Source organism: Nocardia sp. JCM 38205, from assembly GCF_058222935.1.
The window spans coordinates 878461-890786 of record NZ_JBYHFL010000002.1 but is presented as its reverse complement, the minus strand read 5'-3'; the positions used below and the strand labels follow the sequence as shown (position 1 = coordinate 890786).

The 12326-nt window shown below is 68.7% G+C and carries 14 protein-coding genes; 7 read left to right on the top strand and 7 right to left on the bottom strand.

Features of this window, described 5'->3' with window-relative positions; translation table 11 throughout:
- Positions 1-94: 94 nt before the first annotated feature.
- The 3 genes from AC4HOU_RS10950 to AC4HOU_RS10940 form a co-directional block, all read right to left on the bottom strand.
- Positions 95-799 (bottom strand): demethylmenaquinone methyltransferase, encoded by a 705-nt coding sequence (locus AC4HOU_RS10950; RefSeq protein ID WP_163810132.1) that lies wholly within the window; start codon positions 797-799, stop codon positions 95-97.
- Positions 800-870: 71 nt separating this feature from the next.
- Entirely contained in the window at positions 871-1551 is a 681-nt protein-coding gene (locus AC4HOU_RS10945; protein ID WP_194990434.1) for a GAP family protein, read from the bottom strand.
- Between the two features lie 257 nt (positions 1552-1808).
- Positions 1809-2402, bottom strand: coding sequence for a TIGR03086 family metal-binding protein (locus AC4HOU_RS10940; protein WP_163810136.1), 594 nt, complete (start codon positions 2400-2402; stop codon positions 1809-1811).
- A 189-nt stretch (positions 2403-2591) separates the two neighbouring features.
- Between AC4HOU_RS10940 and AC4HOU_RS10935 the strand changes: the two genes are divergently transcribed.
- Positions 2592-2813: an Rv3202a family protein gene (locus tag AC4HOU_RS10935; RefSeq protein WP_051016825.1), complete on the top strand. Its 222-nt coding sequence runs from the start codon at positions 2592-2594 to the stop codon at positions 2811-2813.
- Positions 2814-2864: 51 nt separating this feature from the next.
- On the opposite strand, the gene menD is transcribed toward AC4HOU_RS10935, so the two are convergent.
- Positions 2865-4496, bottom strand: a complete 1632-nt coding sequence (menD, locus tag AC4HOU_RS10930) for a 2-succinyl-5-enolpyruvyl-6-hydroxy-3-cyclohexene-1-carboxylic-acid synthase (protein ID WP_280212797.1) — start codon at positions 4494-4496, stop codon at positions 2865-2867.
- 86 nt (positions 4497-4582) lie between these two features.
- Between menD and AC4HOU_RS10925 the strand changes: the two genes are divergently transcribed.
- The gene (locus AC4HOU_RS10925; protein WP_490724450.1) at positions 4583-5413 is read left to right on the top strand and encodes a siderophore-interacting protein; all 831 of its coding nucleotides are present in this window, start codon (positions 4583-4585) and stop codon (positions 5411-5413) included.
- A 107-nt stretch (positions 5414-5520) separates the two neighbouring features.
- Here the strand turns inward: AC4HOU_RS10925 and AC4HOU_RS10920 are convergent, their stop codons facing one another.
- Both AC4HOU_RS10920 and AC4HOU_RS10915 read right to left on the bottom strand, forming a co-directional pair.
- Positions 5521-5967 carry a DUF6918 family protein gene (locus AC4HOU_RS10920; protein WP_036540534.1) on the bottom strand — a complete coding sequence of 149 codons (447 nt, stop codon included), beginning with the start codon at positions 5965-5967 and terminating at the stop codon, positions 5521-5523.
- 76 nt (positions 5968-6043) lie between these two features.
- Complete coding sequence (locus AC4HOU_RS10915; RefSeq protein ID WP_490724449.1) at positions 6044-6700, bottom strand: PaaI family thioesterase; 657 nt, start codon at positions 6698-6700, stop codon at positions 6044-6046.
- Between the two features lie 115 nt (positions 6701-6815).
- Here AC4HOU_RS10915 and AC4HOU_RS10910 point away from each other — a divergent pair, with 115 nt between their 5' ends.
- The 3 genes from AC4HOU_RS10910 to menE all read left to right on the top strand — a co-directional run bounded on the left by AC4HOU_RS10910 (position 6816) and on the right by menE (position 9653).
- On the top strand, positions 6816-7709 hold the full coding sequence (locus AC4HOU_RS10910; protein WP_163810145.1) for a 1,4-dihydroxy-2-naphthoyl-CoA synthase: 894 nt from the start codon (positions 6816-6818) through the stop codon (positions 7707-7709).
- A gap of 45 nt (positions 7710-7754) precedes the next feature.
- Positions 7755-8147, top strand: a complete 393-nt coding sequence (locus AC4HOU_RS10905) for a VOC family protein (RefSeq protein WP_195020103.1) — start codon at positions 7755-7757, stop codon at positions 8145-8147.
- A gap of 348 nt (positions 8148-8495) precedes the next feature.
- The gene (menE, locus tag AC4HOU_RS10900; protein ID WP_163810149.1) at positions 8496-9653 is read left to right on the top strand and encodes an o-succinylbenzoate--CoA ligase; all 1158 of its coding nucleotides are present in this window, start codon (positions 8496-8498) and stop codon (positions 9651-9653) included.
- An 85-nt stretch (positions 9654-9738) separates the two neighbouring features.
- On the opposite strand, the gene AC4HOU_RS10895 is transcribed toward menE, so the two are convergent.
- Complete coding sequence (locus AC4HOU_RS10895; protein ID WP_194990426.1) at positions 9739-10311, bottom strand: NADPH-dependent FMN reductase; 573 nt, start codon at positions 10309-10311, stop codon at positions 9739-9741.
- Between the two features lie 179 nt (positions 10312-10490).
- Between AC4HOU_RS10895 and AC4HOU_RS10890 the strand changes: the two genes are divergently transcribed.
- The gene (locus tag AC4HOU_RS10890; protein WP_194990425.1) at positions 10491-11489 is read left to right on the top strand and encodes an ATP-binding cassette domain-containing protein; all 999 of its coding nucleotides are present in this window, start codon (positions 10491-10493) and stop codon (positions 11487-11489) included.
- Positions 11486-12304 (top strand): ABC transporter permease, encoded by an 819-nt coding sequence (locus tag AC4HOU_RS10885; RefSeq protein WP_163810153.1) that lies wholly within the window; start codon positions 11486-11488, stop codon positions 12302-12304. Before AC4HOU_RS10890 ends, AC4HOU_RS10885 begins: the two co-directional genes overlap by 4 nt.
- Positions 12305-12326: the final 22 nt, after the last annotated feature.

Below are 12326 nucleotides of genomic sequence, written 5' to 3'. Positions count from 1 at the left end.
GCTGGTTTGCCCGATGTTATCGGCAGATGACGTTTCCGCTCACCGAGGCGTATGCACCGCTGTGAGCTGGGCGTTCACCGGGGTGCGAGGTATATCACCCCAGCTTGTAGGCCCGGTGCAGCGCGACGGCGCCCAAGCTCAGGTTGCGCCATTTCACCCCCGACCAGCCCGCGTCGGCGATCCGCAGCGCGAGCTGACGCTGATTCGACCAGTCCGGAATGGACTCGGAGAGGTAGGCGTAGGCCTCGGGATTGCTGCTGGCAGCCTTGGCGATCATCGGCATGATCTTGGTCAGGTACAGCCAGTAGACCGAACGGAAGCCGGGCACCGTCGGCGTGGAGAACTCGCACACCACGAGTCGTCCGCCGGGTTTGGTCACCCGCAGCATTTCCCGCAGCGCCAGATCCGGATCGGCCACATTGCGCAGGCCATAGGAGATGGTGACGGCATCGAAGGAATTGTCGGCGAACGGCAGCGCCATCGCATCGCCCGCGACCATGGGCACATTGCGGAACCGGCCCGCCTTCAGCATGCCCTGGGAGAAGTCGGCCGCCACACACCAGGCACCGGACTTGGCGAACTCCGCGGTGGACACCCCGGTGCCCGCGGCGAGGTCGAGCACCCGCTCGCCGGGCCGCGGCGCGATCGCCCTGCGCGTCTCGCGCCGCCAGTACCAGTCCTGACCACCGGAGATGAGGATATTGGTGGAGTCGTACCGCTGCGCGACCTCGTCGAACATCGCCGCGACCTCATGGGGCTGCTTGTCCAGCGAGGCCCGGACCGAGTGTGTTTTCGCCACGCCACCGACATTAACCGCCCGCACTCGGGGATCGATGCGCGCACCGGTGTTGCCTCGATTACCCCTGCGGCTCACCACAGATGCCGGTAGTGCACACCGGCATCGACCAGCAGCGCAAGGCCGAGCAGGACGAAGATGACGCGGACCGAGATCGGGCCGTATTTCGTCAGCACCCGAACCACTGTCCGATAGATCCGCTGCGCGCCCGGCGAGCGGCGGGTCGCCAACACCAGCACGAGCAGCGGCGGCAGCAGCGCGAGCGCGCAGTAGGCCACCACGATCACCGGCCACAGAGCCGGCAGCGGATCGCGGGCCGAGATCATCGCCAGCCCGGCCAGATACGGGATGGCGGTCGGCGCCTGCGCGAGGCCGATGGCGACGCCGACGATGCCGAGCAGCCACGGTTTGCGCCGGAACGCCGTCGCCCAGGCGGGCGGCTGCGCGCGAGCACCCGCGGGCAGGCAGGCGACGGCGATGAGCGCGAGGCCGATCACCAGCTCACCCCAGGCCCGCACGGTCGGCGTCAGCCGGAAGTCGAACAGGCCGGTCAGGAAATTGATGCCGAGCACGGCCAGCAGCCCGAACGTGGTGGTGACCGCGAAAACGCCCGCGATGAAACTCAATCCACCCGGAACCGGCGACCTGCGGCCCAGCTTGCTGTCGAACACGATGGCCGTGGTGACGCCGACGAGCAGCAGGTCAAGGGAATCGATGAATGCGAACCCGGCGAGTGCGAGAAGTAGGGCCAGCATGTCCCGGCCAGCTTACTAGCCGAATGGATCGCCACTTCCGGCCCGACGAGCACCGGTACACGTCGCGGTCAGTGCGATACAGCGGCCGGGTCCGGTACGTCGGCCAGGTCATGCCGACGCTACTCGGATCATCCCCGCCTACGCGCGGGTCACCTTGCGAAGACCGGCACATTGTCCGCGCGACGGCACATGAAGCCCCGGCGACCGACATCAGACCGGCGAACTCCGCCCCGCAGCACCCGCCGAGGTGCGCCGAATCAGACGGGCGACCCGGCCGCCGTCCAGTCCGCCGCGCGCCCGGTGAGCGCGAGCAAGCGGTCGACCTTCGGTGCATCGTCCGAAACCGGAACCACCGGACCGAACAAGCCCGGGGTCCCCTCCGCCGGTGTGTCGGCCAAGAACTCCAGCAGCACATCGAGATCCGCGTCGGCGACCGAGACCTCCCGGCCGGTGGCGCGGGCCAGATCCCAGGCGTGGATCACCAGTTCGTCCAACGCCACCCGGGCCATGATCGCGGCGGGCATGCTCACCCCGCCCGCTTCGGTGTCACCGTCCCACGCCGAGTCCACCCGCCACGCGGCGACCAGCGCGTCCAGCTGACGCGGAATCCGGGTGCGCCAATCCGGTACCAGCGGATTCTCCGGCCCAGTCGTCGGCGCGACCGATCCGCCGACGGCCTCCTTGGTGGCGGCCTGCCGGAACGCTTCGGTCAGATCGACCACATGCGCGAGCAGATCGCGCACCGTGGTGTCGGCGCACGGGGTGGGTGCGTCGAGCTGTTCGTCGGTGATGTCGGCGACGACAGAAGCGAGGGTGGTGGCGGCGGGGGCGAAATCGAATTCCGGTGTCATCGTGTCTCCTGGAGCGAGCGGGTGGGCGTCCACTCGTTGAGACGAGTCCACCCGCCGGAATTCATCGCCGCCGCGAAACAACCCGCCGATGGTTGCCGGATCGGGCCGACCGGAGCATGCTCGACAGCGTTGGACTGTTGTCCGCCCCGTCGCGGCACCGCGCGGGGCTTACGCGGAGAGGAGCCCACGATGACCCCGAACACCCCCGACCCGGTCCCGGCCGCCGACCCCGCCGACCTGGCGGAACAGTCGGTCGAGATCGCGCCAGAGGACGAGGACACCGGCCTCGACACCGCCGAGCTCCGCACCAGGGACAACTGGGAAGCCAACCCGGCCGACGTGGTGGAGCAGTCGATTCCGGTGCCGATGGACGACGAATACGAAGACGAGGAGACCGAAGCGCCCGCCTGACCGGGCCCGTGCACGCCGTCGCCCGAGCCTTCGGGCGGCGGCGCCCGCGTGCTAGCCCTGGATCTTCGCCCGCACGGTGGCGTGCAGTTCGCGCAGGCTCGACCGTTCGGTCACCACTTCCAGCACCCGGATACCGTGCGCGTTCCCGGCCAGCTCCACGGCCAGCTTTTCCGGTGTGACCTGCTGGTGCGGAATGCGGTAGGCCGCGCACAGGGCGGCCAGATCCATGCCGTGCGGGGTGCCGAACACTCGCTCGAACACGCCCGCGTACTGCGGGTCGCCCTGTTCGAGCAGTTCGAAGATGCCGCCGCCGTCGTCGTTGGCGACCACGATGGTCAGGTCGGCGGGCCGTGGCTCGCCGCGCCCGATCAGCAGCCCGGACGCGTCGTGCAAGAAGGTGAGGTCACCGATCAGCGCGATGGTGCGGCCGGCGTGGTGCAGCGCCGCGCCGACGGCGGTGGAGACGGTGCCGTCGATGCCCGCCACACCCCGGTTGGACAGCACCCGCACGCCGGGGCGGGGCGCCGACACCAACGCGGCGTCACGCACCGGGTTGGAGGCGCCGAGCAGCAGCTGATCGCCCTCGCGCAGCGCGTCCATCACCACCGCGGCCACGTGCAGACCGGTCGGCTTGGGATGCCCGGCCAGTTCCTCGCGCACGACCTGACCGGCCTTGGCGTTCAGATCGCGGCAGTGCGCCAGCCATTCCGGACGCGGCTGCCCGGTGGTGACGGCGCGGGTCCCGGTGCCGACCACATTGCCGGAGACATCGGGCCAGCGCGGGCCGGTCGTCAGCGCGTAGACCGTTACCTCGGGATCGGCCAGCACCTTCGACACCTGACGATGCAGCGTCGGCCGCCCGGTGATGATCGCCTGCTTCGGCTTCAGCAACGGCAGCGCCAGCGGATGCAGGGCCGGACCGTGCATCGGGGCGGTCGGCTCGGCGACCGTCGGCAGCTGCGACAGTTCCGGGCGCAGGCCGGCGCCATGGCCGGAGATGACAACGGTATCGGGGGTCAGGTCGATATCGAGCGGCACATCGAGGGTCGCGTAGCGGGTCGCGGTCCAGGCGCTGCCGTCGGCGCGGCCCTGCGGCAACGCCTCGCCGGGCGCGAGGTCGGGGACCAGCGGTTCGCGTAGCGGGATGTCGAAATGCACCGGCCCGGCATTGCCGGAACGGGTGCCGCGCGCGGCGGCGAGCACCCGGCAGACCGCCGAGCGCCACACACTGTTGTGCTGGTCGTAGCCGCCGGCGTCGTCGGTTTCGGCCAGGCCGAGGCTGATGGTGGCGCGCACCTGGCTGCCGAACAGGCCGAGCTGCTCGATGGTCTGGTTGGCGCCGGTGCCGAGCATCTCGTAGGGCCGGTTGGCACTGAGCACGATGAGCGGAACCCGCGCGTAGTTGGCCTCCAGCACGGCAGGCCCGAGGTTGGCCACGGCGGTGCCGGAAGTCATCACGACGGGCACCGGGCAGCCGGAGGCGATGGCGAGACCGATGGCGAGAAACCCGGCGGTGCGTTCGTCGATGCGCATGTGCAGCCGCAGCCGTCCGGCGGCGTCGGCGGCCTGCAACGCGAAGGCCAGCGGCGCATTGCGCGAGCCGGGGCACAGCACGACATCTCGCACGCCCCCGCGCGCCAGCTCGTCGACGACGACCTGGGCCTGTGCTGTTGACGGGTTCACCTCTCCAGACTCTCAGACGGTGCGCCGTCCCGACGCGTCAGCCTGCTCACAGCCAGCGTTTCTTAGGGTTTGCTAACCTAAGTGATATGGCCAAGCGCACCAAGTACGTCAAGCCGGAAGACCGGCGGATCTGCACCGCCGAGGTGGTCGCGAGCAAGCGGATCAGCCCGCATTTCGTCCGCGTCACCGTCGGCGGGGCGGATCTCGCCGACTTCACGCCGATGGGCTACGACCAGTGGTTCCGGCTGTTCCTGCGCCGCCCGCAGCAGAGCGAGCTGAGGCTGCCCACCGCGGCCAACAACCTCTGGTACGCGCAGTACCTGATGATGAGCAAGGAGACGCGGCCGCTGGTGCGCAACTACACCGTGCGCGATTTCCGTCCCGCGGGCGATGGCCGGTTCGGCGAACATGCCGAGATCGACATCGATTTCGTCTCACACGGCGACGACAGCCCGGCCTCGGCCTGGGCGAACAATGTCAGCGCGGGCACCATGGTCGGCCTGTTCGACGAAGGCGTGATGTATCAGGCGCCGGAGCATACGAATTGGTCGCTGCTGGTGGGCGATGAGAGCGCCCTGCCCGCGCTCGCCGGCATCCTGCGGTCGGCCCCGCGCGACCTGCGCGGCGCGGCCTATATCGAGATCCCCCATACCGATGACGTCCACGACCTCGGCGAACCCGAAGGCGTCCAGGTGCATTGGCTGCCACGCACCGACGCCTCGGCCAAGATCGGCGAATTGGCGGCGGCCACGGTCCGCACCGCCGATCTGCCCGGCACCGGCGTGTACGGATTCATCGCCGGGGAGCAGGCGCTGGCTTCGGGGGTGCGGCGGCATCTGGTGAACGAACGCGCAATCCCCAAGGCGGACGTCACCTTCACCGGCTATTGGCGCTTCGGCAAGGCCGCGCCGAGCTGAATCACGCCGCCGGGCCGCGAAATTCGCCGGGCGCCCCGGCCGGACAGCCGGGGCCCATACGAAAGCGGTACCGCCGCGAGAATCCGCAGCGGTACCGCCAGGGGATGTCAGCCCGCGTGCCGCTGCACCAGATCGCCGACGCGCGGCAGCGCCTCGATGACGTTCTTCTTGGCCGAGGAACGCATCGAGTTGTAGACCTTCTTGATGGCGGGCCGGGTGGAGGCTTCGGCCCGCTCGTCGGTCACGGCGAGCAACGCCTCGGCGACCTCGTCCGACTTGGCCACGAGCAGGTCGGCGAAGCTACCCGAACCGGCAGCGGTGTACTCCTGCCAGTAGGGCTCCAGCTGCGCGAGCAGCTTGGGCGCCAGCGACTCCAGCGCGTCGGGCACGATGGACGGGCTGATCTTCTTGACCGCCGCGTATCCACCCTTCACAGCCAGGCCGGACGCACCACCCTTGTCCGAGACCTCGGCATCGAGCACCTGGACGGCGTCAGCGAGGAAGGCCGGGCGCTTGGCCTCGTCGAGCAGGGATTCAGACAGTGCTGCAACCACTTTCAGGGTCCTCCGGATCGTTATTTCGATGGACGAGCAGCCGCAACTATACGCATCGCTTTCGGGCTTGCGTGGGCTATGGCTGCCACGGCAGCAACTGCACCATCAGCCCTTCACAATCGGCGAGCACTGTGCCCTGCTCATCGACCAATTCGGCGCTGATGAAAGTTTTGCGACCCTCGATTCGTTCGACTCGCCCGCGCACCGTCAGCGGGGTCTCCAGCGGAGTCACCTTGCGGTAGTTCACATGCAGGTAGGCGGTGCGGCTGATCGGGCGGCCCGCGTAGTGCACGATCATGCCGAGCAGGTCGTCGAACAGCAGCGGCAGCACCCCGCCGTGCGCGGCGGAATTGCCGCCGAGATGGAAGCGGCGGAACACGCCCTTCATCACGATGCCGTCCGGCCCGGCCTCCACGGTGCGCCACGGGAGCAGCAGCAGACTGCCGCGGCCGGGGAGTTCGACCGCGCGGCCGGCCGGGCCCTGCAATTCGGGTGCGCGATAGGGCTCGAGCAGTTCGATCAAGCGGTTGGCCTGGGCGAGGGCGTCGGTGAGCACGTCGTCGGGCGCGTCGATGGAGACGGTCAGATCCTGCAACGTGCGCATGGCCTCGACGAACGGGCCGAAATCCGGCCCAACGCGCGCCGGGGTGATCTTGGGAAACCCACCGTGCCGCTCGTACCGAGACTCATCGACCATGCTGTCGTCGATAACGGGTTCTACTCGCTCACTCATACCTGCACGCTAACGCGATTTTTTACACCGTCAAGTCGATGCCTCCCGCCGACCGGGAGTCGAGCGGCTCACACCTGCGCCGGAACCGCCCACCCGCGGGGCCATAATCACTGACGTGACGTTCAATCCGACGCTGTGGCGGCCCGTACCCGGGTTCGAGAACCTGACCGACATCACCTACCACCGGCATATCGAGCAGGGCACCGTCCGGGTCGCCTTCGATCGGCCCGAGGTCCGCAACGCCTTCCGCCCACATACCGTCGACGAGCTCTACCGCGTGCTCGACCACGCGCGGATGACCTCCGACGTCGGCGCGGTGCTGCTCACCGGCAACGGACCGAGCCCAAAGGACGGCGGCTGGGCCTTCTGCTCCGGCGGCGATCAGCGCATCCGCGGACGCAGCGGTTACCAGTACGCCAGCGGCGAGACCGCCGACACGGTGGATCAGGCCAGGGCGGGCCGGCTGCACATCCTCGAGGTGCAGCGGCTCATCCGGTTCATGCCCAAAGTGGTGATCGCACTGGTCAACGGCTGGGCCGCCGGTGGCGGGCACAGCCTGCACGTGGTCTGCGATCTCACCCTGGCCAGCCGCGAACACGCCCGGTTCAAGCAGACCGACGCCGATGTGGGCAGCTTCGACGGCGGCTACGGCAGCGCCTACCTGGCGAAGATGGTCGGGCAGAAGTTCGCCCGCGAGATCTTCTTCCTCGGCAGGCCCTACACCGCCGAGGAAATGCACCAGATGGGCGCGGTGAACAAGGTCGTCGACCATGCCGAACTCGAGGACGTCGCGCTGGAGTGGACCGCCGACATCAACGGCAAATCCCCGCAGGCCCAGCGCATGCTCAAATACGCGTTCAATCTGGCCGACGACGGCCTGGTCGGCCAGCAGCTGTTCGCCGGTGAGGCGACCCGGATGGCGTACATGACCGATGAGGCCGTCGAGGGCCGCGACGCCTTCCTGGAGAAGCGCGCACCCGACTGGAGCCCCTACCCCTGGTACTTCTGACCGGTCACCACCGCCGGGCGAGGACCCACACCACGAGGGAGACCGATGGACATCCTGAGTAGTCGAATTCTGCTGCGACCGGCCGATTACGACCGGACGCTCACGTTCTACCGCGACGATCTGGGGCTGGCCATCGCCAGGGAATACCCGGGCGGCACGGTGTTCTTCGCCGGACAGTCGCTGATCGAGATCGCCGGGCACGGTGGTTCGGACGGCTCGTCGAGCTTCGATGGAGCTATCTGGCTGCAGGTGCGCGACGTGTCGGCCGCCGCGGTGGAGCTGACGCTCAAGGGTGTGTCGATCGAGCGGGCGCCGGTGCAGGAGCCGTGGGGCCTGATCGAGATGTGGGTCCGCGATCCCGATGGGGTGGCGATCGTGCTCGTGGAGGTGCCCGACGATCACCCGATTCGTCGCGATAGCCGCAGGAAGCCGGAATGACCACGGCCACGCCCGGTGACTGTCGGCAGGCCATCGAGTTGCTATCCGGACAACGGAGGGGAACGATAGCGCTCGGATGGCCGCCCGACCGTCGACGCCCGGGTGACCGTAGCCCGCGTACATCCGACGAACGAATCGCAGTTTCGATGTTTGGCCTATCCGAGCCTCATTTTCCCGCGCCGGTCGCAGCTGGTTCGTACCGGCACGGCAACCCGTTCCGCACCCGGACTCGCGCGCATGACACGATCCCTGTCGTGAGCGAGCGCAACGAGGTGGAGCCGTGAGCGAGCGAACTCTCGGCACCTCCACCGCGTCCTCGACGGAGCCGAGTGCCAGCGAGGTGGAGTCATGAGTACCCTGCGAACCTTGCCGATGCCCACCGGTTCGGGCATGCGTGATGTGCTGCCGCACCTGCGCGAGGCCCTCGAGGGCAATGGCCCGGCGTGGCTGCCGATTCCGACCAGTGATCGCCGTGAGGCCCGCCGGTTGAGCAGTGCGCTCTCCCCCGGCGAGCCGATCGAAGACGATGTCGCGCTGGTGGTCACCACCTCCGGCACCACCGGTGTGCCCAAGGGCGCGATGTTGAGCGCGGCGGCCCTGCGGGCCAGCGGCAATGCCACCCACGACCGGCTCGGCGGTCCGGGCAGCTGGCTGCTGGCACTGCCCACCCACCACATCGCCGGGATCCAGGTGCTGCTGCGCAGCATTCTGGCCGGCACCGAACCGACCGTGCTCGACGTCTCCGGCGGTTTCCTACCCGAAGCACTGGCCGGCGCCGTCGCGAGCATGCCGGGCCCGCGCCGCTACACCTCCCTGGTGCCGACCCAGCTGATCAAGGCACTCGACGCCCCCGCCGGCGCCGCCGCCTTGGCCGAGCTCGACGCCGTGCTGGTCGGCGGTGCAGCCACACCGATCCCGGTGTACGAGCGCGCGAAAGCCGCGGGGATCAATGTGGTTCGCACCTACGGCATGAGCGAGACCTGCGGCGGCTGCGTCTACGACGGCGTCCCGCTGGACGGCGCCGAGGTGCGCATCGAGGACGGCCGGGTGCTGCTCGGCGGCGCCATGCTGGCCTCCGGCTACCGCGGCCTGCCCGACCACCCGGCGTTCGCCGAACCCGGCTGGTTCCGCACCGAGGACGCGGGCACCTTCGACAACGGCGTGCTCAGCATCAGCGGCCGCCTCGACGAAGCCATCATGACCGGCGGGCTGCTCGTCATCCCGCAGGTCGTGGAGGCCGTGCTGGTCACCCATCCGGCGATCAGCGAGGTCGTGGTGCTCGGCCTGCCCGACGAGCGGCTGGGCCAGCGCGTGGCGGTGGCGGTGGTACCCGTCCCCGGCGCCGACCCCACCCTCGACGACCTGCGCGACCACGTGCTGCGCGAACTCGACCCCATCGCCGCACCCCGCGAACTCGCGGTGCTGGACGAGCTGCCGCTGCACGGGCCGGGCAAACCGGACCGCGCCAAACTGCGGGAGATCCTGATATCGGAGTCGGCGCGGTAGCGATGCCACCGCACTCCGCCCGCGCTGCACGACGGCCACCCGTGCATACGCGCCGCGCGATGTCGGCGTGCCCCCGGTACGCCGATCACACCGGGTAGGGCACGCGCTCCTTGGCCGTGCGCAACGCATCCGCCCACCACAGCAGCTGCCGCGCCATCACGTGCAGGGCATCGGTGGCCGCCTGGTCCGGATATCCGTCGGCCGGGTCCAGGGATGACCACGGATTGTGCAGGCTGACCGTCTCCCGGACGGTCACCGCGTGCAGTTCCGCGAGCACCGGACGCAGCGCCTCGACCGCACGCAAGCCGCCGGACATCCCGCCGTAGGAGACGAATCCGACCGGTTTCGCGCGCAATTCGGGCCCGAGCATGTCGATGGCGGTCTTGAGCGGCCCCGGATAGCTGTGGTTGTACTCGGGCGTGATCACGATGAGGGCGTCCGCGCGGCCGATGCGTTCGGTGAGGGACGCGAAATCAGCGTCGGCGCCCATCGAGTGCGGGATCGTCGTCGCGGCCAGATCGAGGAGGTCGACGTCGAGGCCCGCGCCGGTCAGCCGATCGTGCACCCACGCGCCGATCCGGGCGCCGAAGCGGCCGTCGCGGACGCTGCCGATGAGTGCGGCCACTCGCAGATCGTGCACTGCGGTCTCAGGATTCATCAGATACCTTCGCTGGTCGGAGGGTTGTTCGACGGCGTTCGACCGTCACCGGCAACGGTAGAAGCTCAACAATTGTTGAGGTCAAGTCGCTGGTGCTTGCTCCGCTTGCGTCGGCCTTGCGGCGCCCACGCAATCGCGGTGCAAGCTCGGTGCAAGCAGCCCCGCGCACAGTCGTCGGCATGACTGATTACGCATCGACCGGCCCCCTCGCCATCGAGGCCGACGGCCTGGTCAAGATGTTCGGCGCCCAGCGCGCCGTCGACGGGGTGAGTCTGGCCGTGCCGCAGGGCGCGGTGTACGGGGTGCTCGGCCCGAACGGCGCCGGCAAGACCACCACCATCCGCATGCTCGCGACCCTGCTGCGCCCCGACGGCGGCAGCGCCCGCATCTTCGGCCACGACGTGCTCGCCGAACCGGACGCGGTGCGTTCGCTGATCGGCGTCACCGGGCAGTACGCCTCTGTCGACGAGGATCTGACCGCCTCGGAGAATCTGATGATCTTCTCCAGGCTGCTCGGGCTCTCCCGCGCCGAAGCGCGCCGCAAGACCGCGGACCTGCTCGACGAATTCGACCTGACCGAGGCCGCCGACAAGGCGTTGAAGAACTTCTCCGGCGGTATGCGCAGGCGACTGGATCTGGCCGCGAGCCTGATCTCCACCCCGCCGCTGCTGTTCCTGGACGAACCGACTACCGGCCTGGATCCGCGCACCCGCGCCCAGATGTGGGAGACCATCCGCCGGCTGGTCCGCGAGGGCGCGACGGTGCTGCTCACCACCCAGTACCTGGACGAGGCCGATCAGCTGGCCGACCGGATCGCGGTGATCGACCGGGGCCGGGTGATCGCCGATGGCACCGCCGACGAACTCAAATCCTCGGTCGGCCAGTCCTCGCTGCACCTGACCCTGACCGACAGCGATCAGATCGCCGAGGCCCGCCGGATCATCGGCGATTTCCTCGGCACCGATGCCGCCGTCTCGCCGGAAGCCGGGCGTCTCACCGCCGCCCTGCCCGATCCCGGTGTCACCGCGGATCTGCTGATCCGGCTGCGCGAATGGGAGATCGGCGTCGAGGAGATCTCGGTCAGCAAGCCGAGCCTGGACGAGGTCTTCCTCACCATCACCGGCCATCCGGCCGAGGACAACACCGACGACATCGAACTCGAACGGAGTGTGGCATGACCACTACCCTCACGGCGCCGGCGCGGACCACACCGGTCCCGCAGCCCGCCGGCCCCATCACCCTGAAACAGACCTTCGACAACACCCTCACCATGGCCTACCGGGGTCTGCTGAAGATCAAGCACAACCCGGAGCAACTGTTCGATGTGGTGATCCAGCCGATCATCTTCACGCTGATGTTCACCTACATCTTCGGCGGCGCCATCTCCGGTGACGTGCGCAGCTACCTGCCGGTCATCATCCCGGGCATCCTGGTGCAGACGGTCATCATGACCTCCATCGTCACCGGCGTACAGCTCAAGGAGGACATGGAGAAGGGCGTCTTCGATCGCTTCAAATCCCTGCCCATCGCCCGCATCTCGGCGCTGTCCGGTGCGCTGACCGCCGATATGGTCCGTTACGCCATCGCCTCGGTGCTGACCCTGGTCATGGGCCTGATCATGGGATTCCGGCCCGATCCGCTCGGTGCGATCGCCGGTATCGCGCTGGTGATCGTGTGCTCGTTCGCGACCAGCTGGATCTGGGCGTTCTTCGGCGTCATCGCCAACAAGGCCTCGGCCGTCCAGGGCTATTCGATGCTGGTGATGTTCCCGCTGACCTTCGCCTCCCCGGCGTTCGTGCCGAAGGAGACCATGCCGGGCTGGTTGCAGGCTTTCATCGACGTCAACCCGATCTCGCATCTGGTGTGGGCGTGCCGTGACCTGATGAACGACGGTCATGTCGGCTCGCATGTCGTGTGGTCGCTGGTGGGCGCCGCGGTGATCATGGTGATCTTCGCGCCGCTGACCGTGCGCGCCTACATGCGGCGGGTCTGAGCCCGTGCCCTACCCGACCGGG